Annotated in this window: 22 protein-coding genes and 3 tRNA genes; 19 read left to right on the forward strand and 6 right to left on the reverse strand. The window is 39.4% G+C overall.

The genetic code is table 11. The features are described 5' to 3' along the window. The first annotated feature begins 246 nt into the window (after positions 1 to 246). The 4 genes from ACFFIP_RS00275 (at position 247) to ACFFIP_RS00290 (ending at position 936) form a co-directional block, all read left to right on the forward strand. A tRNA-Ser gene (locus ACFFIP_RS00275) sits at positions 247 to 335 on the forward strand. A gap of 30 nt (positions 336 to 365) precedes the next feature. Further along, positions 366 to 439: transfer RNA gene (locus ACFFIP_RS00280), tRNA-Pro, on the forward strand. Between the two features lie 60 nt (positions 440 to 499). After that, positions 500 to 581 (forward strand) — tRNA-Leu (locus tag ACFFIP_RS00285). Between the two features lie 43 nt (positions 582 to 624). Continuing rightward, on the forward strand, positions 625 to 936 hold the full coding sequence (locus ACFFIP_RS00290) for a sulfatase/phosphatase domain-containing protein (protein WP_382385666.1): 312 nt from the start codon (positions 625 to 627) through the stop codon (positions 934 to 936). A gap of 167 nt (positions 937 to 1,103) precedes the next feature. On the opposite strand, the gene ACFFIP_RS00295 is transcribed toward ACFFIP_RS00290, so the two are convergent. After that, positions 1,104 to 2,144 (reverse strand): formylglycine-generating enzyme family protein, encoded by a 1,041-nt coding sequence (locus ACFFIP_RS00295; protein ID WP_382385553.1) that lies wholly within the window; start codon positions 2,142 to 2,144, stop codon positions 1,104 to 1,106. 290 nt (positions 2,145 to 2,434) lie between these two features. On the opposite strand from ACFFIP_RS00295, the gene ACFFIP_RS00300 reads away from it, so the two are divergent. The 4 genes from ACFFIP_RS00300 to ACFFIP_RS00315 all read left to right on the forward strand — a co-directional run bounded on the left by ACFFIP_RS00300 (position 2,435) and on the right by ACFFIP_RS00315 (position 6,365). Beyond that, on the forward strand, positions 2,435 to 3,079 hold the full coding sequence (locus ACFFIP_RS00300; RefSeq protein ID WP_382385554.1) for a hypothetical protein: 645 nt from the start codon (positions 2,435 to 2,437) through the stop codon (positions 3,077 to 3,079). Then, positions 3,076 to 3,792, forward strand: a complete 717-nt coding sequence (locus ACFFIP_RS00305; RefSeq protein WP_382385555.1) for a DUF3307 domain-containing protein — start codon at positions 3,076 to 3,078, stop codon at positions 3,790 to 3,792. Before ACFFIP_RS00300 ends, ACFFIP_RS00305 begins: the two co-directional genes overlap by 4 nt. Positions 3,793 to 4,114: 322 nt before the next feature. Next, a complete protein-coding gene (locus ACFFIP_RS00310) occupies positions 4,115 to 5,521 on the forward strand; it encodes a sensor histidine kinase (protein ID WP_382385556.1) in 1,407 nt (468 codons plus the stop codon). Positions 5,522 to 5,672: 151 nt separating this feature from the next. After that, complete coding sequence (locus tag ACFFIP_RS00315; protein ID WP_382385557.1) at positions 5,673 to 6,365, forward strand: LytR/AlgR family response regulator transcription factor; 693 nt, start codon at positions 5,673 to 5,675, stop codon at positions 6,363 to 6,365. A gap of 50 nt (positions 6,366 to 6,415) precedes the next feature. Here the strand turns inward: ACFFIP_RS00315 and ACFFIP_RS00320 are convergent, their stop codons facing one another. Beyond that, on the reverse strand, positions 6,416 to 7,507 hold the full coding sequence (locus ACFFIP_RS00320) for an AI-2E family transporter (protein WP_382385558.1): 1,092 nt from the start codon (positions 7,505 to 7,507) through the stop codon (positions 6,416 to 6,418). 43 nt (positions 7,508 to 7,550) lie between these two features. Beyond that, positions 7,551 to 8,309, reverse strand: coding sequence for an NUDIX hydrolase (locus ACFFIP_RS00325; RefSeq protein ID WP_382385559.1), 759 nt, complete (start codon positions 8,307 to 8,309; stop codon positions 7,551 to 7,553). 434 nt (positions 8,310 to 8,743) lie between these two features. Between ACFFIP_RS00325 and ACFFIP_RS00330 the strand changes: the two genes are divergently transcribed. Both ACFFIP_RS00330 and ACFFIP_RS00335 read left to right on the forward strand, forming a co-directional pair. Continuing rightward, positions 8,744 to 8,989 carry a hypothetical protein gene (locus ACFFIP_RS00330; RefSeq protein WP_382385560.1) on the forward strand — a complete coding sequence of 82 codons (246 nt, stop codon included), beginning with the start codon at positions 8,744 to 8,746 and terminating at the stop codon, positions 8,987 to 8,989. A 223-nt stretch (positions 8,990 to 9,212) separates the two neighbouring features. After that, the gene (locus tag ACFFIP_RS00335; RefSeq protein WP_382385561.1) at positions 9,213 to 11,315 is read left to right on the forward strand and encodes a M28 family peptidase; all 2,103 of its coding nucleotides are present in this window, start codon (positions 9,213 to 9,215) and stop codon (positions 11,313 to 11,315) included. A gap of 92 nt (positions 11,316 to 11,407) precedes the next feature. Here the strand turns inward: ACFFIP_RS00335 and ACFFIP_RS00340 are convergent, their stop codons facing one another. Genes ACFFIP_RS00340 through ACFFIP_RS00350 form a run of 3 tightly spaced genes read right to left on the reverse strand, consistent with a single transcriptional unit; the run spans position 11,408 to position 15,842 of the window. Then, complete coding sequence (locus tag ACFFIP_RS00340; protein ID WP_382385562.1) at positions 11,408 to 12,568, reverse strand: THUMP domain-containing class I SAM-dependent RNA methyltransferase; 1,161 nt, start codon at positions 12,566 to 12,568, stop codon at positions 11,408 to 11,410. A gap of 51 nt (positions 12,569 to 12,619) precedes the next feature. Beyond that, positions 12,620 to 13,450, reverse strand: a complete 831-nt coding sequence (locus ACFFIP_RS00345) for a DUF4249 family protein (RefSeq protein ID WP_382385563.1) — start codon at positions 13,448 to 13,450, stop codon at positions 12,620 to 12,622. 1 nt (position 13,451) lies between these two features. Then, complete coding sequence (locus ACFFIP_RS00350; protein WP_382385564.1) at positions 13,452 to 15,842, reverse strand: TonB-dependent receptor; 2,391 nt, start codon at positions 15,840 to 15,842, stop codon at positions 13,452 to 13,454. A gap of 111 nt (positions 15,843 to 15,953) precedes the next feature. On the opposite strand from ACFFIP_RS00350, the gene ACFFIP_RS00355 reads away from it, so the two are divergent. From ACFFIP_RS00355 to ACFFIP_RS00395, 9 genes are all read left to right on the forward strand, one after another. Then, complete coding sequence (locus tag ACFFIP_RS00355; RefSeq protein ID WP_382385565.1) at positions 15,954 to 16,919, forward strand: vWA domain-containing protein; 966 nt, start codon at positions 15,954 to 15,956, stop codon at positions 16,917 to 16,919. A gap of 19 nt (positions 16,920 to 16,938) precedes the next feature. Then, positions 16,939 to 17,775 (forward strand): tetratricopeptide repeat protein, encoded by an 837-nt coding sequence (locus tag ACFFIP_RS00360; RefSeq protein ID WP_382385566.1) that lies wholly within the window; start codon positions 16,939 to 16,941, stop codon positions 17,773 to 17,775. Positions 17,776 to 17,889: 114 nt separating this feature from the next. After that, positions 17,890 to 19,068, forward strand: a complete 1,179-nt coding sequence (locus tag ACFFIP_RS00365) for an acetyl-CoA C-acyltransferase (protein ID WP_382385567.1) — start codon at positions 17,890 to 17,892, stop codon at positions 19,066 to 19,068. Positions 19,069 to 19,114: 46 nt separating this feature from the next. Beyond that, positions 19,115 to 20,209, forward strand: coding sequence for a toxin-antitoxin system YwqK family antitoxin (locus ACFFIP_RS00370; RefSeq protein WP_382385568.1), 1,095 nt, complete (start codon positions 19,115 to 19,117; stop codon positions 20,207 to 20,209). A 79-nt stretch (positions 20,210 to 20,288) separates the two neighbouring features. Continuing rightward, positions 20,289 to 21,224: a phosphoribosylaminoimidazolesuccinocarboxamide synthase gene (locus ACFFIP_RS00375; protein ID WP_382385569.1), complete on the forward strand. Its 936-nt coding sequence runs from the start codon at positions 20,289 to 20,291 to the stop codon at positions 21,222 to 21,224. 16 nt (positions 21,225 to 21,240) lie between these two features. Next, positions 21,241 to 21,621, forward strand: a complete 381-nt coding sequence (locus tag ACFFIP_RS00380; protein ID WP_382385570.1) for an STAS domain-containing protein — start codon at positions 21,241 to 21,243, stop codon at positions 21,619 to 21,621. Positions 21,622 to 21,623: 2 nt separating this feature from the next. Next, positions 21,624 to 22,541, forward strand: coding sequence for a ribonuclease Z (locus tag ACFFIP_RS00385; protein WP_382385571.1), 918 nt, complete (start codon positions 21,624 to 21,626; stop codon positions 22,539 to 22,541). 25 nt (positions 22,542 to 22,566) lie between these two features. After that, on the forward strand, positions 22,567 to 23,373 hold the full coding sequence (locus ACFFIP_RS00390; RefSeq protein WP_382385572.1) for a queuosine precursor transporter: 807 nt from the start codon (positions 22,567 to 22,569) through the stop codon (positions 23,371 to 23,373). A gap of 56 nt (positions 23,374 to 23,429) precedes the next feature. After that, positions 23,430 to 24,356, forward strand: coding sequence for a bile acid:sodium symporter family protein (locus ACFFIP_RS00395; RefSeq protein ID WP_382385573.1), 927 nt, complete (start codon positions 23,430 to 23,432; stop codon positions 24,354 to 24,356).

The raw sequence follows: 24,356 nt of genomic DNA on the forward strand, positions 1-24,356 counted from the left end.
TAATTAGGCCAATTTTAAGAACTCATCTTATTTATTTCTGTAAAAAATTTTCTGATTTTTGGTGATCATTTTTCTCCTTGACAGACAAGTCTTTAGTAAATACTTAAAAAAAAACAGGCTTTTTGAACGATTAAATGGACTTCACATTTTGTTAAATTGTCCAATATTCATTTATATTTGCATCTCGATTATAAGCCAATCGAGATTTGTAAATTGTTCCTAACAATATACAAATATTAAGGTAATAGAGAGTTGGGTGAGTGGCTTAAACCAGCAGTTTGCTAAACTGTCGTACGGGTAATTCCGTACCGGGGGTTCGAATCCCCCACTCTCTGCGAAAGGATTCCAAGGAATCCTTTTTTGTTCGGGGTGTAGCGTAGCCCGGTATCGCGCCACATTTGGGATGTGGAGGTCGTAGGTTCGAATCCTGCCACCCCGACTTCAAAATTTCTCAATTCAAAAAATACCCGATACTTTCGGGTATTTTTGTTTATTAAAAGCGCACGTGGCGAAATTGGTAGACGCACTGTCTTCAGGCGGCAGCGCCCTCGGGTGTGGAAGTTCGAATCTTCTCGTGCGCACAAAAAAAGAGGTCCGATAGACCTCTTTTTGTTTTAACTAGTAATACTTTCAGTTAAATGTCATTTTTTTCTAAATGAATCCAGATCAATTTCAAGAGATGCCCTTTACTGGCATTACCCCCATTATGGCAATCAAGGAGGAAATCCGGGCTCCGCAATTCAGGAAGATGGCTGGAAATTGATCTATTTCTATGAAGATCAACGCATAGAGCTTTATGATCTTACAAATGACTTAGGAGAGCGCCACGACCTTGCCAAGAAAGAAGTAGAAAAAGCCAATTATCTCCAATCAAAATTAATGAACTGGTTAGAAACTACGAATGCTAGGAAGCCGGGCAGAAGGGATATTGATTGATATTAGATATTGGGATATTGGATATTCTTGATATTGAAATATGATGGAAGTAAGGATGAAATAACTTGAAATAGATATTAATCGATATTGGATAACTTGTCCCCTATTCGGGATTGGGATATTTAGATTCCCTATACTTGGTACATGGTACTTTGTTCTTGGTATAATTAAAGATCCTTCACACACCTGAATCCCACATTGGAAGTGCCGGAATAGACATCTTGCCCCCGTCTGGCACTTGGGCGGTAATTGATGCAATAATCATCTGCGCAAAGGAAGGACCCTCCTTTGATGACTTTTTCTATGGCGTATGGGTTTTCTGGATTGAAGCATTTGGACATAGCGGTATCCAAAGGTGGAGCCATGGCTTTTTCTCTCAGAAATGCCGCGGCATCAAACCAATCTGCAGTCAATTCCCAGACATTCCCGATCATATCATAAAGACCAAAATCGTTTGGCACAAATGAACGGACAGGAGAAGTACCCATGAATCCATCGATAGCTTCATTTTGGTGAGGAAAACTTCCCTGAAAAGTGTTGGCCTTAAACTGGCCTCCTAGAATAAGCTCATCCCCCCATGGAAAGCGTGTATTTTTCCCGGCTTTGGCAGCATATTCCCATTCTGCCTCTGTGGGCAATCTTTTCCCGGCCCATTTGGCGTAAGCCTCTGCATCTTCCAGTGCAATATGGACTACTGGGTGAGTTTCTCTCCCTTTTAGATCAGAATCTGGGCCTTCCGGATGCTTCCAGCTGGCACCGGGAACCCATTGCCACCACTGACTGATATCGTTTAAACTTACCGCTCCTTCTGGGGCCACAAAAACCAAAGATCCTGCTACCATCAAAGACTCATCGGGCTTTGGCGTCCCTGGAGGCAAAGTCAATTTCATCTCATCCCAATCAGGTTTGCGTTCCGCAACTGTCACATAGCCCGTTGCTTCGACGAAAGCAGCAAACTGCTTATTGGTCACCTCCGTCTCATCCATCCAAAAACTTTCCACTTTTCTCTGCACAGCCGGCCTTTCGCTCGGGTAGGAATTGAGGTCATTTGTCCCCATTGAAAAATCCCCACCTTGTATCAGGACCATTCCAGGGACAGCTATATCTGAAACAGTCCTTAATCCTTCATTTGTTGCATCTTTTTCCTTTTTCCCGCAAGAGAAACATAATAAGATCAGGCTTAAGGCGATGATGGAATGACGTGTCATTTATAATTAGTTTTTTTTTCATAATCTTCGAAGATAGGCAATCAACTTAAAAGTAATAGGGCTATTAAGACAAATTAATGGGTCTAATCATGAAATCACAGCTGAATATTCTTTCAATTTCTTGAAAATCACCTAAATCAAATAAATCCAATAATTGTCTTATTTACCAATACTCAATTTTATTGCTTAATTAAGCAATATATAAAAAAATTGCAAAATTAAGCAATATTTCATATTATTGCTTTTTTAAACAATAACAGATATCTTCCATCTGAATAACAAGAAAGAATATGATTTCAGTGATAAAAGGTGACATTACGGCTTCCAGAAAGCTTTTGGATCAGGAAAAATGGTTAATCCCATTAAAAAAACTATTAGGTTCTTGGGGGAAAACACCTGAAAAATGGGAACTGGTATGGGGAGATTTTTTTCAGATAGAAGTGGCCAATCCGGAAGAAGCACTTAAAAAAGCACTGGAAATAAAAGCACTCATAAAAAAAATTCAACCTGTTCAGGAAAGTAAAAAAATAAGCACCCTAGATGTCAGGATGGCTATCGGAATAGGTGAAAAAACCTATACTGGAAAACGAGTATCAGAAAGCAATGGCCCTGCATTCATCCATGCAGGAGAACAATTTGATCAGCTGAAGAAGCAAGGTAGAAGCATTGGGGTAAAAAGCCCATGGCCTGAACTGGATGAGGAATTGAACCTTTACCTCAAACTGGCAGATACGTTTATGGATAAATGGTCTATCTCATCAGCTGAGATCATAGAAATCGCCCTCAAAAACCCAGGATTTACGCAGACCGAGATAGGTGAAATTCTAGGCATCAAGCAAAGCGGGGTAAGTCTGCGTTGGAACAGGGCCCATACAGATGAATTACTGGAGGTTGAAAAGATGTTTAACAAGAAAATCAAAAGTAAACTGAAATGATCTTTTTGATAAAGCTGTTTTTGGCACACTTAATTGGGGATTTTTTGCTCCAACCCAAGTCATGGGTTATTCAAAAAGAGGAGAAAAAAGCCTTATCTCCTTGGCTCTATCTTCATATCCTGATCCACGGATTGCTTGTATGGGTTCTACTATGGGATTTCAAATACTGGTTATTGGCCCTTTTACTGATGCTTACGCATGGAGTGATTGATTTGATTAAGCTTTACCTACAAAACGATAAAACAAAAACAAGCTGGTTTTTTGCAGATCAGATCACACACATTTTCAGCATTCTTGTTTTTTGGTTCTTCTGGTTTGATCCTGAGCTTCCACTCAAGGTTTGGACGAGAAACTCGAATATCTGGATTTACATCACTGCAATCCTTTTTTTAACAGTTGTGACAGGTATACTCATTCAGGTTTTGATGGCGAATTGGTCCAAAACCCTGTCTCAAAACGAAGATGAATCCCTCAATAATGCCGGAAAATATATAGGTATCCTGGAGCGTATTTTGGTATTCTCTTTCATTTTGGTCGGTAAATGGGAAGCAATCGGTTTTTTAATTGCTGCAAAATCAGTCTTCCGGTTTGGCGATTTAAAAGAATCCAAAGACCGAAAACTTACCGAATACATCCTAATAGGCACTCTGCTCAGTTTCGGAATTGCCATTGGCACGGGACTGCTAGTTCTGCTGCTCATTGAAAAGACCTAAGCGGATCAATCAGTCCATAATCCCCAACATCAAAATTCAGGTAAATTGGAATAAGAGATCAATTGATCATTTCGTCCCATTTCCCTCCTACTTCGTCACATTTTTTTGATGGGTTCTAAAAGCTGGACTATCCTTGTTCCTGAAAATGATTTGAACCTATGAACAGACAAAAGATGGCATACTACTTTCTGATTATCTGTGGCCTGATATACAATCTTGTCATCAGTTTTCATACGAGTAGCCAACCTGATCAAGAAGCATTTCAAAGCAATTTTTCAAAAGACATCCAAATTTCACAAACAGATTCTATATTCAACAATCTATGAAAGACCATATTTTACCTTTTAGACAAATCGAATGGTGGGTAATTACCTTTCTCTTTGTCAGCATCATTCTTTCGAATGTAATCTCCACTCCTGTTTTCAACCTGAACAGCCAACAGGGTACCATCTATTTTGCCAAAATATTCATCCCTTTGATTTTTATGGCCTCCTTCTTTATGTTTCATATGAAGGTACTTCCTAACTACCAAAAAGACAGAAGAAAAGCCAAATTGATCATCTATACCCTTCTGATTTTCATGGGGTCCTTCATTTTAATTGGGGCATTTTCAGTTTCGGCTGACTTCACCTCAGATTTTTTGATGCCATTTTATTTCAACACCTTGGCCATTTATGCCGGCTATGGCGCCATCATTTACATCCTCAATCAAATCTTACTGTCAAAAGAGGAAAAAGATTTCAGACTCTATAATTTCCTGCGCTTTCTGCTGATTTATCTCTTTGTGGTCATTTTTCTCTTACAATTCCAGAGAATAGCCGGAGAGGCCGTTGCTGTCCTCTTTGTGATCATTCTGCCTTCGATAATCGGTGTAGTGATTTACAACTTCTTTTTGATTTACAGTTTGAAGAAACAAGGCAGAAAAGGAGAATCGACAGCCTATTATGTCTTCTTGGTAGTGATCATGGCGGGAATATTTATCGGAATAGCCATTGCAGAAAATGCCGGCGAAGCCTTAATTGTAGGATTGATTTTGATTGTCTTCATGATGGCCATCATCATTCCTTTCTCCAATTTCTTTTTCAAAAAATACGAGAATTACCTGAGCCAACTGAATACCCTTACCCTAAAAGTAGATCAGGGATCCGCAAACCTCGCATTTCTACGCTCCCAGATCAACCCTCACTTTCTTTTCAATGCCTTGAATACACTTTACGGCACTGCTTTGCAGGAAAATGCTGAAAGAACTTCCGAAGGGATTCAAAAATTGGGGGATATGATGCGGTTTATGCTTCATGAAAACAATCAGGATAAAATTCCTGTGATCAGAGAAAAAGAATACCTGGTCAATTATGTGGATCTCCAAAACCTCAGGATTAAAGACCAGGAAAATATCGAAATCATATTTAACCGAACTGAAGAAGGATGCACAGGTGAGATTGCCCCGATGTTGCTGATCCCTTTTGTAGAAAATGCCTTCAAACATGGGATTAGCCTCCAGAAAAAATCATGGGTGAAAATCAGCTTGAGGTGCTTAGATGGGTCTGTTCATCTGGATGTGAACAACAGCATCCACCGCAGCAATGATGAGGATCCTGAAAAAAAATCATCAGGCATTGGACTTGAAAATGTAAAACAAAGACTGAACCTACTCTATCCCAGTAAACATGAATTAGTGGTGAGGGAAAATGAATTGGAGTATTTTGTACATTTGAGTGTGAAACTTTGAAAATAGACCTTAGACACAAGGCATAAGATACAAGGATCAAAAATAGAGAAATGGAAAGATTTAAAATTTCTACAATCTATCAATTTAAAAATCTTAAAAGGTCTTGGTTGGCCTTAAAATCTGATTTCTAATATTTAAAATACTTGCCCTAATGCTTACGGCAATAGCTATAGATGATGAACCCATGGCTTTGGAAGTTGTGAAGGCACACGCTTCCAAAGTCCCATTTTTAGAATTAAAAGAAACTTTTACCAATGCGATTAAAGCAATGGAGTATATTAAATCAAATCCTGTGGACCTGATTTTCCTAGATATCAAAATGCCGGATATCTCCGGGATGGAATTTGCCACTTTGATTCCAAATGAAACCATGATCATTTTTACCACTGCATATTCTGAGCATGCTGTCAAAAGTTTTGAACTGGATGCCATCGACTATTTATTGAAACCATTCAATCTCAGCAGATTCTTAAAAGCCTGTCAAAAAGCCCAGGAATGGTTTGAATTGAAACATGGTCAAAAAAACGCTTCTGATTTTATTTTTATCAAAACAGGTTTCGAACAGGTGAAAATCAATTTTGATGAATTATTGTACTGCGAAGCAAACGGTAACTATGTGAACTTTCAGACCCCTAACAAAAAAATACTCAGCAGAATGACTTTGGCTGAAACTGAGAAAATACTTCCATCACACTTCCTGAAAACACATCGTTCCTTTCTGGTCAATGCAAAGAAAATTGACAAAATAGAAAAACACCAACTGCACATTGGTAATACGAAAATACCAGTAAGTGGAAGTTATTTTGAAGAACTAATTGGTAAAATCAAATCAGATTACCGGTAATAGGGAAAATACGTAAATCCTTTATCCTGCCAATAATCAATTAAGTGGATTTAAACACCCCTTTTTGTTTTGATTTTCCTGATCATTTTTTTGTAGAAATTCTCATGCTTTTCAATTACAGGATAATTATCCCCTAACAAATACCCATATGGAGCTAAAGAAGGAATTCTTTCAAAAGTAATCTTTAGAAGACCTGCCATAGGAATAAATAAAATCATTCCAGAAACACCCCAAATAAAGCCTCCCAACAATATAGCCATAATAACTGCAAAGGCATTTACCCTGACTCTTGCCCCAACTACTACTGGGGTGATGAGGTTATTTTCAACCAACTGAATCAACCACAACATGAAAAGTGTGGTCAATGGATAAAAAAGACTTTCCGTAGTGAGCAATACATAAAAAACCAACAAAAAGGAGCTTAGTAGTACTCCCACATAAGGAATCAGGTTCATCACAGCAATGAATACAGCAAATAGTAAGAAATATTTGATGCCTAAAAAATAAAAAACAATTCCTGAAATCACACTTACAATAATGGTCACCATCAACATCCCCAAAAGATAGGACTGTATCACTGATCCGGATTCTTTGATGAAACTCAAGACTGGAGGCTCTCCCGTCTTGGAAAGTTTCTTCAAAAATTCCACAAAAAAATCTCTATAATAAAGCATCAGAAAAATAAACAAAGGAATCACACCTAAAAGAACTAGGGATTTACCTGTCTCAAGCAATGCTGCTTCCAGATTAGCCTGACTCAACAAACCTGAAGAGGATTCCATACTGGCCCCTAGACCCAAAAACTCCTCAATTTGGTCTATATAGCCACTCAGTTTAGTTTCAAACGAATCCTTAATTTCAGGAATATCGGTAATCAATCCAATAACCTGATCTGTGAGCACATAAAAAACAGTAATGGCAAGGGAGGAAACCAATATTAAGGTAATTGCTATAGCCAACCCCCTCGGAAGTCTCCTTTCTTCCAGCCAATTTGAAATTGGAAACAAGGCGAAAGCAAAAAAAGCACCCCAAACCAAAGGTACTAGGATAGTAGCCCCAACTTTCATAATCCATATGATCAATACAAAGATGGCCAATGAATAAAAGGTGTTTTGTGTTTTCGATGTTTCGAAGTTGGTCATTATTACATGAATATCTAGAAGCAGTTAAGATACAATCTTGGACTTAAATAAAAAACAAGCCACCTTCTTTCAACACCTCTTCATACCTTTCTGGATCAAATTTGTATAAAAAAGGCGACTTATGGGCTACCCCTTTTTTGACCTCGTCCAGCCTGATGGCAATGCCTGATTTCAGGATTTTTTTCTGGAAATTCCGAGGATCGATTTTTTTACCAAGGATACTTTCATACAACCTCATCATCTCGGGCATTGTGAATTTTTCCGGCAAAAGATTTAACCCAATGGGCTGAAAACTGAGCTCAAGGCGAAGTGCATGTAATGCCTTATCTAAAATATCAAGATGATCAAAAAGCAATTCAGGAACCTCTGCCAAATCCCACCATCTGCATTCTTCAGACAAGGTGTCCGGATTGGGAAAAACCGCTTCAAAATCCACCAAGGCATAGTATCCTACCGATATCGCTCTTTCATACCATAAAGAAGGGTCTATCAAATGTCCCAGCTTCTTTTTGATTTCATTTCCATCATAACGCGCCACCTTTCCAAAAGTATGAAATTGCCTAAGAAAGATTTCATCCAACCCTGTGCGCTCTTTCAACACCCTACTTGCGGCACTATCCAAGGATTCAACTTGATGTATCACACCTCCGGGAAGACTCCAATATTCAGTACCTTTCCATTTCAATAACAATATCTTAAGTGAATTATCATGAAAACCAAATATGGCACAATCCAATGTTAATTGGGGAATTAGGTTTAATTCAGCAGATTCATCTTTTTGCATATCGGGCGAATATTTCATTATGTATTTGATACATAAAAAGTTACTTTATTTGTATTTAGAAATGTTATTACACTTGTGCACTAAATTAAACCTAGACCTCATGAAAAACTATTTTACCTGCCTTTTATTTTCTTTCCCACTGTTGATTTCCACATCACTATCAGCTCAAAAATACCTTAGGGACCATAAGTCCACACCTTTCACTCCAATGCAGATGACACATAACAGCCTTATGCTATCTATTTTTCCAAAAAATTTAATGGAAATAAAGCCTATCCTTTTGTCATGATGTTACACGGAGCAGGCTCTAACCACAGGCTGGCACTAAAAAGAGTGTTTGGATGATGTTTTTCCCAAGAGTGATTTCGGATAAAAAAGTTAGAGAAAGTGATCTGAAAGAAGCAAATTTGAATTTATTTGGAGACAAAAACACCAATAAATAGATCAAGGAAATGTCCGATGAATTACCCTTGCATTTGGACAATACTCAAAAGGAAAATGGGCTATTCTATATTTACCCAAATAATGGCAGATATGTAGCCATCAGCTTTAGATTGCCGTGGTGTGCAGGTGTCGTCAACCAAGGATTCCCTTTTGTTTCCCTGACCCATAGACAATTGGCGGAATTTAAAGACTTCATCCTTTTCAAAGGCTCTGGCGGAAATATCATTTCCACAGGGTTCTTTTACCTTCAATGACAAATCAGTGATGAAGACCGGAAAAAACCTCAAGATAGCAGTGTGATCAAGTTCTAATAAAAACCTTGTTAAATTAATCAAAATAGAAATTTCCCCATCCTTCTATGCTGGGGGATTTTTTTTGAGCAGGTCAAAACAAATATCTACCACTCAAAAATATTAGGCCCCTGTAAAAAAGGCTTTGGATATATTTGTATATGGACAAATCCAAAAAACAAAGTCTATGAAGAAAAGATATTTACTTCCATTAACTTTTGGGGTATTACTAAGCCTACATCTAGAGGCGCAAACCTTGGATGGTTTCACCAAGGACACAGATGAGAAACAACGTCAAATTGAAAAGAAATTTAAAGAAACCGTTGATTTCAGTAGATTTAAGACACACCTAACTGCCATCACTTCTGACCCGCACCCAGCTGGGACTTTAGCGAATGAAAAAGTGAAGGATTACATGGTCGAAAGCATGAAGCAAGCTGGATGGGATGTAAAAGTTTATCCGTATGACTTGTATATGACCAAAGGACAAGGAGAGTCCTTAATTGAACTGGTCTACCCTATAAGGAAACCTCTCAATCAACAGGAATATATTGTCAAAGAAAATCCTTTCTCTACCCATCCCGACCTTCAAAAAGGTTGGAATGCTTATTCAGGAAGTGGAGATGTCACTGCTGAAGTAGTGTATGCGAATTATGGAACCAAAGCAGATTTTGAAAAGCTTAAAGAACTCGGCATAGACCTCAAAGGTAAAATTGTATTGGCCCGATATGGCGGCAACTTCAGAGGCTATAAAGCAAAATTTGCAGAACAATACGGTGCTGCAGGTGTCATCATCTTCACTGACCCAGCTGATTCGGGCTATCCAAGAGGATTGGTATATCCAGAAGGCTTTCTGTTCAATGACAACTCCATTCAAAGAGGTTCACTCCTTACTGTTGACTGGACAGGTGATCCCTTGACTCCATTTGAACCTGCACTTCCTTTGGACAGCAAGACCAAAATCAACAGGTTAAAGCCTGAAGAAGTAAAAGGACTTCATACTATTCCTGTCACACCTATTTCCTATGGTTCTGCACAGGAAATCCTGAGCAGAATGCAGGGCAAGCCAGTTCCTGCTGGATGGCAGGGCGGTCTTCCTTTCACTTACAGATTAGAAGGAGGTCCTGAACTATTGGTAAGGTTAAAAGTAGAACAGGAAAGAGGATTTGTCAGAGCCAACAATGTTATAGGAACTTTAAAAGGAGCTACTAATCCTGATGAGTGGGTAATCCTGGGTTGTCATTATGATGCTTGGGCCTTCGGTTCAACAGATCCTAACTCTGGCACAGCCATGTTACTCAGCATGACGGAGACGCTTGGAAAATTGGCCGAGCAAGGAATCAGACCATCCAGATCCATAATGATCGCACATTGGGATGCGGAAGAACATGGCGTAATCGGGTCAACTGAGTGGGTAGAACAATTACGAGATGAACTGAATGCCAAAGCTGTCGCATATATCAACTTGGATGCTGCTGTAGGCGGTAGAAACTTTGGAGCATCCGCTTCTCCTACCATGAAAAAAATCATCATGGAGTCAGCTAAGGAGGTGGCATACCCGGATTCAGCCAAGACAGTTTATGAAGTTTGGGCAGGACAAAGAGAAGAACCTGTAATTGGAAACTTAGGAGGAGGCTCTGATCATATAGCTTTCTACATGCATGTTGGCGTTCCTTCGATTAATGGAGGCTCAGGTGGTCCCTCACTTTACCACACCAATTATGATGACATGTATTTCTACGAGAAGTTTGCAGACCCAAGCTTTAAAATGGGTGGTACAGTAGAACAAGTAATTGGCATCATCGCTCTTAGACTGGCCAATGCAGATCTTATCCCTTATCACCTGACCAGATATGCCATAGATCTTGACCTCCACTTTGCCAATGCTGAAAAAGGTGTGAAAGGCTTTCATGCTGCTTTTGATGGTTTTGCAAAATCAAAAGAAGTAATCACTTCCCTGAGACAAAGTGCTGAAGCTTTAGAAAACAAACTAAACGAGGCCTTGAAAAATGGCGATTTGGACAGCAAAAAAGCTGCTACGATCAACAAAGACCTCTTGGCGCTAGAAAAGAGTTTTATCGATCCAAAAGGCATGTATTTCGGTAATTGGTACAGATCTCTTTATGCCTCCAATGACCCCTTCAGCGGATATGCTTCCTGGGTGTTGCCGGGGATTCAATATGAAATTGAAATCAAATCTAAAGACAGGTTGAGTGAGTGGGATGACAGATATAGTGCTGCCATTCTGGACCTAAAAAGAAAAATGGATGCCATCGCAGGCAAGATGTAATCAAAGAAAAGGGGCAGATCTTGTGGACTGCCCCTTTTCATTTCTTCACTTTCAAAATCGTTAGATAAATATCACCATATAGCGGAAATCAATTAATCCTTTTTCCCTCTGAAAAGCTCATATTTCAAAAGCCTGCAATCAATAGTGCCATTGTAAAACTCAATTCTCCTGGATGTTCTCAGGCCAACTCTTTTTGCTAAAGCCATATTTCCCGTGAAAATAAAGCCATTGTAGCCAGCACATTTTTGCTTCATGAAATCCCCCATCCGCTTGTATGTAGCAGCCAATTCTTCCTCCTCTCCCAATCTTTCTCCATACTCAGGATTGAAAAATACCACTCCTTCCCCTCCCTCAGGTACAGAAGTTTCTTCGAAGTCACATACTTCAAAATCAATCACTTCTTCCACTCCTGCAACTCCTGCATTTTCTTTGGCAAACAGGATAGCCTGCTCACTCAAATCAGAAGCAATAATCCTAAGATTTGGTTTTTCCATGATTTTGGCTTCCATCTTCGCCCTGATTTTCTGATATACCTCCTCTTCATAACCTAAGATATACATAAAAGCATAATGGTCCCTGTTCAATCCCGGATATCTACCAGTCGCAATCATGGCTGCTTCAATAGCCAAAGTACCTGAGCCGCACATGGGATTAATAAATGGGCTGTGTCTATCCCAATCACTCGCCAAAATGGTAGCAGACGCCAAAGCCTCTAACATCGGTGCGTGGCCCGGGATTTTTCTGTAGCCATGTTTGGCCAAAGTCTCACCAGAGGTATTGATATATATTGATGCCTGAGTCTCTTTCCAGAACATTTGAAATACAGCCCCATCGAAACTTGATCCTGTGTCAGGTCTCCTTCCAAATTTCTCCCGAAACCTATCTACAATAGCATCTTTGATTTTGACATTGACAAATAAAGGATTGTTCACAGATTCATTATCGACATGGGAAACCACTGAAAAGTAAGTATCCACATCAATATATTCCTCCCAAGGCAATGCTTTGACCCTTCTGTATATATCATCTGCTTTGTGCAGGTAAAAAGATTTTATTTCATAAAGCACATGACTTGCTGTACGCAAATGAAGATTCAAATAAATGCAGTCGTTTAATGAAGCATATAACTCTATATGGGTACGGAAAACTTCTTTGGGCTTGAATCCCAACTCCAATAACTCCTGCTCCAAATAAGGTGCAAACCTGTCTTTGCAGGTTATTGCCACTTTTCCTTTAAGGTCAAAATCAATCATGGAGCAAAAGTAATCAATTGTAGACAGCTCCTATGATTTTGATCAGAATAATCATTCATCTGTAGTAATCACAATGGTCTCATGCAGCATGGGGCTGACCATAAAATATCCCAAAGGTTCAAGCTCACCTTTGACCAATCTAATATTTGATTCTGGATTTTGAGGCGGCGGACTGAACAAGCCCCCGTCATTGAAAAGCAAACTGACCAATTGATTCAAATAATCAAAAGCATCCCTATTGAGTCGGAAAAGCTCCAATCTGACTTTATCATTCTCCTGAAAAGTAAACCCATTCAATTCAAACCCTCTATTTAAGATGGAAGTGCCAAAAGTATCATCAAATAACAAGTAATCATTCCTCCTATTCAGCAAGGTGTCATTCCTTACGACCCGGATCCTGTAGAAATTATTTTCAGTAAAAGGAATATCCCCATACATGGTCAAGTAGTATCCTTCTTCTCTAAACAAGCGCTCATCCTTAAATTCGTATGTAATACTATCCAACCGTGGAGGTTCTAACAAAATACCCTCTGACTGATATTCATCATCACCAATCTTCACTGAAAGGCGATAAGAATCTCCAATAATGCCACCTATGTTATTGATTGGCAGATACCTGTCGACCTGATGGGAAAACCTGAAAGGTACAACCTGTCCATTCCTCAAATTGGTCACCATAACCTGGGCGTCCATAATAACTTCATTTGCATCTTCGTCATAAAAATCACGGGAACGCGTCACCTTAACATAATTGACATTGCCCAAATTAGTCCAAACCCCTTCAATCACAGGTCTGGCGTCTATTGTTCTCAGCTCCAGGAATACCTCTTCCTGACAAGAATAAAGGACTATAACCAATATCAACAACACTATCTTTCTCATATCAAAACTCAAAATTATAGGTAATCGCAGGCAGGAATGTAAACAAATAGGTCATCACAACACCAGGCCTTCTACTGAATATTTCTTCCCCTGAACTCGTATCAAAATTGATCTGATCATTTAAGATATCCGTAAACTGGTAAGAAAAGGGGTTTTTTCTGCCATATAAATTGTAAACGCTGAAATTCCAACTTCCTCTCCACTTCCTTCCTTTATTGATGTTTTTCCAGGTAACGGATGCATCCATTCTGTGATAATCCGGGAAACGGTCCTTATTTCTTTCATTTCCATATAGTGCCACTCGTTGATTGTCCACCTCATAAGAACCAATTGGGAAAGTGACAGCCTGACCTGTGGTGTACACAAAAGTCATATTGGCCGACCATCTTTTGGAAAATTCATGGCTAAGAACCAAAGTAATATCATGAGGTCTGTCAAACCTCGGATTGTACCATTTGTTCTCACTTATCCCTTCAATCTTTCTCCAAGTCCTGGAATAGGAATAACTCAACCATCCGGTGGTTTTTCCAATATTTTTTCTGATCAAAAACTCAATACCATAAGCATATCCTTTTCCTGCCAATATTTCTGTTTCCACATTATCCGTAAACAAAACACTGGCACCTGGTCTGAGATCAATAATATTCTGAAAATCCTTGTAATACCCTTCTAAAGACAACTCCCATCTATCGTTAGCCAAGTTCTTGAATAATCCCATGGAATATTGATCTCCCCGTATAGGAGGTATATATAAGCCTGCAGGAATCCACCTGTCTAAAGGAAGTCCTGCTGAACTATTGGTTGCTACCTGAACGAATTGGAAATTTCTGTTGTACGAACCTTTAATAGATAAATCATCGCTGACCAAATAGCGAAATGAAGCCCGAGGCTCCAAACCTTGGTAAAACTTCATATTCTCCAATCTGCCATATGCAATACTGTCCAAGATTGAAGCATCAGGGGAAGGGTTTCCTCCCTCATACAAATACTTCACCCCTTTACCCACTTGATTGTAAATGGACCATCTCAAACCACCTTCAACCCTCAACCTATCACCGATGTTGGAGGAAACGGATATAAAAAAGTTGTTTTGAAGCCCATTCCTTGGATTGGTACCAATCGGATCAATCACTGAATTCTCGCTAGGCTGTAAATTGACAGGAGCAAAATGATACAATTGTGAATGTACTCCCCATTGCAGGATAGATTGCTCATTGGGTTGGAAATTCCATTGGGCCTTGATTCCTGATTCTGAAATCACATTATCCCATTTGAACCCACTGTCTTCGTCTGAAAACCCAACTTCATATTTATATTGGCTATGATAAGTGTTCAGATCAAAAAATGCCTGCTCATTGATATTTCTGGTCCAGACAATTGAATTGACCCAGTTTTGCCATCCAAGCCCAAATTGCGCTGAAAGGCCAAGAAAATCTGAACCAAAATAATTGGAAATACTTATTTTATCTTTTTCACCAATTCTGAAAGTGAATTTCCCACTCAAATCATAAAAATACAGATCATTATTATTGATATCTTCATTAGGGGAAAGCCGAAGAAACATATCCGCATAGGTCCTTCTTGCTGAGATAGCAAAGGAACTCTTTTCAGAAAACAAAGGTCCATCCAGGCTCAACCTTGAACTGATAGTACCAATTCCCCCTTCTCCCTTAATTTTTTGATAATTTCCCTCTTTCAAAGACACATCTATGACAGAGGAAATCCTTCCGCCAAAATTTGCAGGGATGTTCCCTTTATAAAATTCAACTCCCTGAAGTGCGTCCGGGTTAAAGACTGAAAAGAAGCCAAAGAAATGTGAGGGATTGTAAATAGGCGCACCATCAATTTGCACCAAATTCTGATCCGCAGAACCCCCTCTCACAAATAAGCCGGTAGTTCCCTCTCCTGCTGTTTGCACACCTGGCAAAAGCTGAAGACTTCTTAATAAATCCACCTCACCAAACAATGCGGGAATATTTTTGATCGTTTCAATAGGGACAACAGATTTACCCATTTCCAAACCTTTGACGTTTTGGTCCGGCATCCTATCCCTTACGATTACTTCCTCCAAAGACAATTCCTCAGGTTTCAGAAAAAACCTCAATGGCTTTTCTAAATCCTTGACAGTAATGGTCCGAATGGACTCTTCAAATCCGATAAAGGAAACAACAAGTTTGGCAGGCAATTCAATTGACTTAATCGAAAAAAAACCATTGATATCAGTGACCACTCCTTTTTGTGGCTCTGATTCCCAATATACGTTTGCCCCAGGTAATGGATCCTCATTGCCTATCTCAAGGACTGTTCCTTGGATTATCGAATCGGATTGGGAGTACACGGAAAAGCTGAATAGAAAACAAACAAAACCTAGCAAAGCAGGTAAAAATCTCATGGTTTATGCAATCTTTTGATAGAGTAACGAATAAGTGCCTTTGGCTGTTGAAAATTAGATCAATATTTTCTTAATCCTTTTCTTTTCATCAATATTTTATAATTTCAGGCCATGATATGGGCATTTCCGGATATTGAGCTTACAATTTGGTTGGCAGTTGTTTTTGGACTGCTTTATCTTGTGTACTTATACAGGTTTTATTTAATAAACAAAAAGCTGGAAGTCAGTAAACACAGGTTACTGATCAAACTCCTGCTCAGGGCAAGTTATTTTGTTTTATTCTTGATAGCACTGTCAGGTCCTTCCATTGGCACCTCAATGAAGGAAATCAAAGAAGAGGGTAAAGACATATTCATAGCCATCGACCTTTCTCAATCCATGAATGCTACTGATATCGGTCCTAACAGGCTTCAAAGAATAAAGTTTGAGCTGAAAAACCTGGTAAAACGATTTGCTGGAGACCGAATAGGACTGATCATATTCAGTTCAGAAGCCTTCATACAATGCCCGCTGACTTTTGACCAAAATGTACTTCAATTACACCTAGACGGGCTTAATACTGGCTTGGTCCCCAATCAGGGAACTGATCTCAGCGCGCCACTAACTTTGGCATTGAATAAATTTGAGGTAGAAGAAAATAATGAGGTTAAGTCAAAATCAATCATTCTGATTTCAGATGGTGAAGATTTTGGCGATAGTTTCAGAGACATTACAACCAAACTCAGTGATGCAGGAATAACCGTTTTCAGTCTGGGAGTTGGTACTACGCAAGGGAGTACAATCCCAAGAGGAAATGGGTTGATTATAGATCCAAATACCAAACAACCTGCAATCAGTAGATTGGAATCTGCTAATTTGAAATCAATCGCAGTACAGACTTCCGGCCAGTATTTCGAGTTGTCAGATGAAGTTCAGGAAATTCCGGATTTGATGCTGGCAATAGAGCGTGTAGAAGGTACAGTTACCGGTTCCCGTATGATTGAGGCTTCGGCCAACAAATACTTCTATTTCTTATTGGTTGGTCTCTGTTTGGCAGTTTTGGATATGATACTTCCATTTAAAACAATTAAATTGTAATCCCGTCTATACAGTAAACATGATGTTGAGAATTCTTCTATTTGTCCTTCTATTGATACCTTCTTCCTGGACAGAAATCGGAAGGAAAAATACCGCCATCAAGGCTGCTGCAAGAAGTTATGCGGAGGCAGATTATGCCGAATCAGTCAATAATCACCTCTTATTATCTTCTGATTTTGGCATCAATAGTCCTGCATCAAATTTCAATCTGGCATTAAGCTACCATTATAATGAACAAGTGGAAGAAGCTCAGAGAACTTATCAAAGTCTTTTAAGCGCTTCCGATCCTTTTGTGGCTTCTTTCGCATCTAACCAAAACGGAATAATCCTAGCGCAACAGAATAAATATGAAGAAGCATTGGCTGCCTTCAAATACTCTCTGATCAAAGATCCCACAAATGAACAGGCAAGATACAATTATGAACTGTTAAGCAGATGGCTGGAAGAAAACCCTGAACAAGAGCAGCAGGACCAAGGAGAAAACGAAGAGCAACAGGACGAACAACAAGAGCAGCAGGATCAGGATCAACAAAAAGACAGTCAGGAGAAAAAGGATGGTGAGGGAGATGAGGAAACCGAAGAAGATGAAGCTTCCGAATCTCAGAAAAAAGAAGATAAAACGGGAGAGAAATCCCAACAGGAAAAAGAGTCAGAGGAAGCTTCCGACCTTGAATCTGACCTGAGTGATAGAGAAAAAGCGATGGAGAAGCTGAAGGAAAAGCTTCAGGAAATGAACCTTACTCCAGAACAGGCATCGCAAATTTTGGAAGCCATGAATGCTGCTGAGTTGAGGTATATTCAGCAAAACACTAAAAAACCATCCAAGAGACCAGATAAAGGTTTACCTGATTGGTAATCTAGCCAAGAACTTCTCTGGTTTAAAACCAAGGCTTACCTAATAGTGTTCTTGAATATTGTCTAATCCTCTACATTAACTTTGAATTATTTCACATCTAAAATATAAACCCAAATGAAAGAAGTATATATCGTATCTGCGGTAAGAACCCCGCTCGGAAGTTTTGGAGGCAAATTATCAGGTCTTTCTGCTACCGAATTGGGCAGCATTGCTATCAAAGGCGCTTTAAAAAAAGCAGGCGTTGACCCTTCTGAGGTTCAGGAAGTGATCATGGGGAATGTACTTTCCGCTAATCTTGGACAGGCTCCTGCCAGACAGGCGTCAATTGGTGCTGGCATTGGTTATAATGTACCCTGCACTACTGTCAACAAAGTATGTTCTTCAGGTATGAAAGCGGTTATGTTTGCTGCCCAATCTATCATGACCGGTCAGAATGACCTGGTCGTTGCAGGAGGTATGGAAAGCATGTCCAATGTGCCTTATTATGTACCAAAAGCAAGATTCGGATACAAATACGGAAATGCTGAATTGGTTGATGGATTGGCAAAAGATGGTCTTTTCGAAGTTTATTATAAATTCCCAATGGGTAACTGTGCTGACAACACAGCCAAAGAAATGAATATCAGCAGGGAAGATCAGGATACTTATGCAATCCAATCCTATACCCGCTCAGCTGAAGCATGGAAATCGGGAGCTTTCAAAGATGAAGTGGTTCCGGTAGAAATCACAGGAAGAAAAGGTGAAACCATCATCATCGATGAGGATGAGGAATTCAAAAATGTCATGTTTGACAAAATCCCTTCCCTTAGACCGGTTTTTGATAAAGAAGGTACTGTGACTGCGGCCAATGCTTCTACGATGAATGATGGTGCTTCCGCATTGATTTTAGCAAGCAAAGAGAAAGTGCAGGAATTAGGCCTTAAACCAATAGCCAAAATCAGAGGTTTTGCAGATGCTGCACAAGACCCGATCTGGTTCACAACTGCTCCAGCTTTAGCCATTCCAAAAGCCATCAAAAATGCAGGTTTAACAGAAAATGACGTTGATTTTTATGAAATCAATGAAGCTTTTGCGGCGGTGGCAATTGCAAATCAGAGACAACTGAACTTAGACAACGACAAACTCAATGTTTACGGTGGTGCAGTGTCTCTTGGTCACCCACTAGGCGCATCAGGGGCAAGGATAATTGCAACACTCAACTCTGTTCTTCATCAAAAGAACGGTAAAATCGGTGTAGCCGGTATCTGTAACGGTGGCGGAGGTGCATCGGCAATTGTGATCGAAAAAATTTAATGAATTATTATTATTCCCTTTGATTAGGAACTGGTTCTCTTTCTTTATGCGTAATAGTTTATTGTTCATCTTTTACCTATTGTCACATGCCTCAGTGGCACAAGAATGGGTAAGAACTTATTATGATCAGGAAAAAACACAGCTTAAGGAAGTTTACCAACAAATCAACGGAACAGCACAGGGAGACTACCGCCTCTATTATGAGGACGGTAGTCTTGCTGTTATCGGACAATTGGAGAATGGTAATAAAGAAGGGCTATTCGTGGATTTTTTTCCTAATACAAAAGACACCCTTCGAACAATCCAATATGTCAATAATTTAAAACAGGGCATTTCTGTCAGCTATTTTGCCAATGGAAATGTTTCGCAAGAGTTACATTATGTCCAAGATCAAATTGAAGGGGACGTCATCACTTATTATGAGTCAGGTGAGGTCAACAAGAAAACTGCTTTCAAGGCAAATAAACCAAACGGCTTGTCCTTTGAATACGACATTGATGGGAAATTAATGGAGAAAGCCATTTTTAGCGAAGGATTGTTGAATGGTGTGAAAGAAATTTATGATGAAAATGAACAATTGATTTCCAGTACTTCCTACAAAATGGGAGTGATCCATGGAGAACAAATAAGTTATCATCCTGATGGGAAATTAAAATCAAAATTCAACTACAAAAACGGATACCTACACGGCGAGTCCATCTCTTATTATCCGAATGGTCAAATTTCAAGGACGGGAAAATATAATAACGGTAACCCAATCGGTCCATTTAAAAGTTATCATGAAAACGGCCAACTGGCAGAACTGGCCAATTACAAAAAAGGAAACCCTATAGGGGAAACTATTTCTTATTATGATAGTGGAGAAAAGCAGGAAATTGTATCGTATGATAATTTTGGCCGGATCAGTAAAATCATTTCATTTTACAAAAACGGTAAAAAAGAAACTGAGATCAATTTCAGAAATGGTAGAGAGGAAGGGCTGGCAAGCAAATTCTTCGAGTCAGGTCAAATCAAAGAGACAATACCATACAGCAATGGGCTTCCTCATGGAGTTCAGAAAATTTATAACCAAGATGGCAGACTCCTTACCGAAAGGGAGTTTAAAAATGGCAGATTGATCTTGACCACAGACCATCAGTAAAAGATTTTAAGAAGTTTTAGTAAAAACAAAGTCCCAAAACAAAGGTCTTTTTCTATTTTTGTTCAATTGATTAAAAACTATGAGCGCTGCAATAAAAGAAACAAACTTTCAGTTTCCTGGACAGATCGGTTTCTACAAAGGAAAAGTCAGAGATGTGTACATCTTTGAGGACAAATTAGCCGTCGTGGCATCAGACCGCATTTCAGCATTTGATGTTGTGCTCCCCAAAGCCATACCGCATAAGGGACAAGTCTTGAATCAAATTGCAGCTAAATTTCTTCAAGCTACTTCAGACATTGTCCCAAACTGGGTTACTTCGGTACCGCATCCACAGGTCACGATAGGCAAGAAATGTGAGCCATTCAAAGTGGAAATGGTCATCAGAGGCTACCTTGCAGGCCATGCCGCAAGGGAATACAAAGGAGGGAAAAGAATGATCTGTGGTGTTCCTTTACCAGAAGGATTGAGAGAAAACGACAGACTGCCTTCACCAATCATCACCCCTACGACAAAAGCCTCTGAAGGCCATGATGAGGATATATCCAAGGAAGATATCTTGGCCAAAGGAATAGTAAGCCCCGAAGATTACGCAATCCTTGAAAAATATACGCATGCGCTCTATAAAAGAGGCAGCCAAATGGCAAAGGATAAAGGCTTGATCCTTGTCGATACAAAATATGAGTTCGGGAAGTTCGGAGACGATATTTTACTTATTGATGAAATCCACACGCCTGACTCTTCAAGGTATTTCTATGCAGACAGTTACGATGCCCTTCAGAAAGCGGGGCAGCCACAAAGACAGTTATCAAAAGAATTTGTAAGGCAATGGTTAATTGCAAATGGATTTCAGGGAAAAGAAGGACAGGCTGTTCCGGAAATGCCAGATGAATTCATTGAAGAGATCTCAGCAAGATATATTGAACTTTACGAAAAAATCACCGGAGACAGTTTTCAAAAAGGTCTTACTAAGGACTTAGAAAACAGTATTGAAAAAGCTATCTTAGCAAACTTATAAAGTATATACAACAGTTATGAAATATTCAGTAGATAAAAAAGAACAATACGTCATATTCACGCCATTAGAGGAAAAGCTTGACTCAGCTCTGTCTCCTAAATTGAAATCCGAATTATTGACTGTAAACGCAGAGGGTTATAACAACCTGGTAATCGACATGAGTCAGGTAAAATACGCAGATTCCAGTGGTTTGAGTGCGCTTTTGGTAGGCAATAGGGAATTCAGCAGAAACGGCGGAATCTTTGTGGTCGCAGCTCCTCAGGACCATGTCATGAAACTGATTAAAATATCCATGTTGGATAAGGTCTTTCATATCGTAGACACTATTGAAGAAGCCGCTGAAGCTGTTTTTATTCATGAAATTGAAGGAAAAGAAGGCGAGGAAGAAGAAGATTAATTTTGGAATTTCAAGTAACAATATTGGGGTCTAACTCCGCAATACCAGCGCACGGGAGGAACCAAACCTCCCAGCTGGTCAATATTGGGAATACATTTCTCCTGATAGATTGTGGAGAAGGAACCCAGATCCAGTTACGGAAATTTAAACTTAAATTCAGCAAAATAGATTTCATTTTTATTTCCCACCTGCATGGAGACCATTACTTCGGCCTCATGGGATTGATTTCAAGTTTTCATCTACACAAAAGAACCAAACTGCTTACCATCTTTGGTCCTAATGGACTTGATGAAATCATCACAGTTCAACTCAAACATTCCAATACCAGATTAGGATTTCCTTTAAGGTTCATTCCCACAGACTCCGAGTCTCCAAGTCTGATCCTGGAAGAAAAAAATTTTAAGGTTTTTTCTTTTCCTTTGAAACATAGACTGCCTTGTACAGGTTTCCTTGTACAGGAAAAAGATGGTCTAAGGAACCTCATCAAAGAAAAAATCTTGGGAAAAAAATTGCCTTTAGAAGCCATTACTTCTCTGAGAGAAGGAAATGACTACTGTGATGAGGAAGGGAATACCCTGTACAGTGTTGAAGAATACACCTATCCCCCAAAACCTTTAAGAAGCTATGCTTATTGTTCCGATACAGTATTTGATCTGGAATTAATACCGCATGTTCAGGGATCAAGCTTACTTTACCATGAAGCCACTTTTGGGAACGATGAGGAAAACAGAGCTAAAGAAACCTTTCACAGTACAGCCGCACAGGCAGGGATAATCGCATGTAAGGCCAATGTAAAAAAACTGCTGATCGGACATTATTCGACGCGATACTTGGACTTACTTCCTCTTCTGAAAGAAGCGCAAGCTGAATTCCCTGAGACTTATCTTAGTGAAGAAGGCGTCACCTACCTTATTGATTGAAGCTTTTTCCCTAAACGTCATATCCATGGAAAAAATCACCTCGGAAAAAGAATACCAGTCTAAGAAAACCAATCTATTTATTATCCTTAGTGGTATTTTCCTTACCAATGCAATCCTGGCCGAAATCATCGGTGTCAAAATATTCTCTGGAGAAAGAACTTTGGGTTGGGAGCCTGCTGGGTGGACTTTTTTTGGGGAATATGTCCTCGATTTCAACTTGACAGCCGGAGCTGTTATTTGGCCGATTGTTTTTATCACCACTGACATTATCAATGAATATTATGGTAAAAAGGGTGTCAGAAAAATCAGTTTTGTCACAGCCTTTTTCATAGCGTATATCTTTATCATCATTGCATCAGTTACTAACCTTCCCCCTGCCCCATTTTGGCTGGAAGTGAACAGTCCGGATTCAGAAGGCAGGCCTTTTGACATTGATTATGCTTTTAATGTCATCTTTAGACAGGGCCTTGGAATCATATTAGGTTCCCTTACTGCGTTCCTACTTGGGCAGTTGATAGATGTTTTTGTGTTTCAAAAGCTAAGAAAAATAACCGGACCAAAAATGATATGGTTAAGAGCGACAGGTTCTACTCTGGTTTCCCAGTTTTTTGATTCTTTTGTGGTTTTGGGCATTGCCTTTTATATGTTTGGTAACTGGTCCTGGGCTCAAGTGGTATCAGTGGGCATCATCAATTACATCTACAAATTTGGAGTAGCCATTTTACTTACTCCATTACTATATGTAGGTCACTACCTTATTGATCGTTATTTAGGGAAAGAAATTGCTGAAAAAATGACCAAAGAAGCATCTGAGGATACTTCATTTTTATAGAATTTTGGATTCTCAATTTGACTAATTACCTTTCAAGGAAACATTCCCTTGATTTCATGCTTGAAGACTTAGACAACAGCACTTTAAATTTCAATCAGGACTCCCTTTTTCTCTTAAACATATCTTTAGCTGTCATCATGTTTGGTGTAGCACTTGACTTACAGGTAAAAGACTTCAAGTATATCGCCAAGAATCCAAAATCCTTTGCCATTGGTATTGTATCTCAATTTTTCTTTCTTCCCTTACTCACCTTAATACTTGTGCATATCCTGCAACCTCCTCCTTCTGTGGCTTTGGGAATGTTTTTGGTTGCGGCCTGTCCAGGAGGTAATGTTTCAAATTTCATAACTCACTTGGCAAAAGGTAATACAGCCTTGTCAGTTTCGCTAACAGCATTCTCTACCGCATTTTCAATAGTCCTTACTCCATTCAATTTTGCACTCTGGGCCGGTTTTTATGGACCAACAGCTGATTTACTGAAAGAAATTTCTTTGTCCTATTTTGAAGTTTTCCAAACTGTCGCCTTGATTTTAGGCATTCCTCTGGTCTTGGGTATGTATATCGGTTCCAAATACCCAAATTGGTCTAAATCTGCCAGTAAGATCCTTAAACCGGTAAGCATCCTTATTTTCGCGGGTTTTGTAGTTATCGCATTTATTGGCAATTATGACCAGTTCCTCAAATTCATCAACCTGATTTTCTTCTGGGTGCTGGCCCATAATTTTGTTGCATTATTTTCGGGAATATCTTTGGCCAAAGTGTTCAGACTCCCTATGGAAGACACCAAAACCCTCACTATTGAAACAGGAATACAAAATTCCGGGTTGGCATTGGTTCTGATTTTTATTTATTTTGACGGACTTGGAGGCATGGCCATTATCGCTGCCTGGTGGGGCATCTGGCACATTATTTCAGGAATGAGCCTGGCCTTTATCTGGAAGAATCAGAGCAGCAATGGTGCTCTTAAAGTAGTCAACAAATAA

This window comes from Fontibacter flavus (assembly GCF_042432905.1).
Lineage (GTDB): Bacteria > Bacteroidota > Bacteroidia > Cytophagales > Cyclobacteriaceae > Fontibacter > Fontibacter flavus.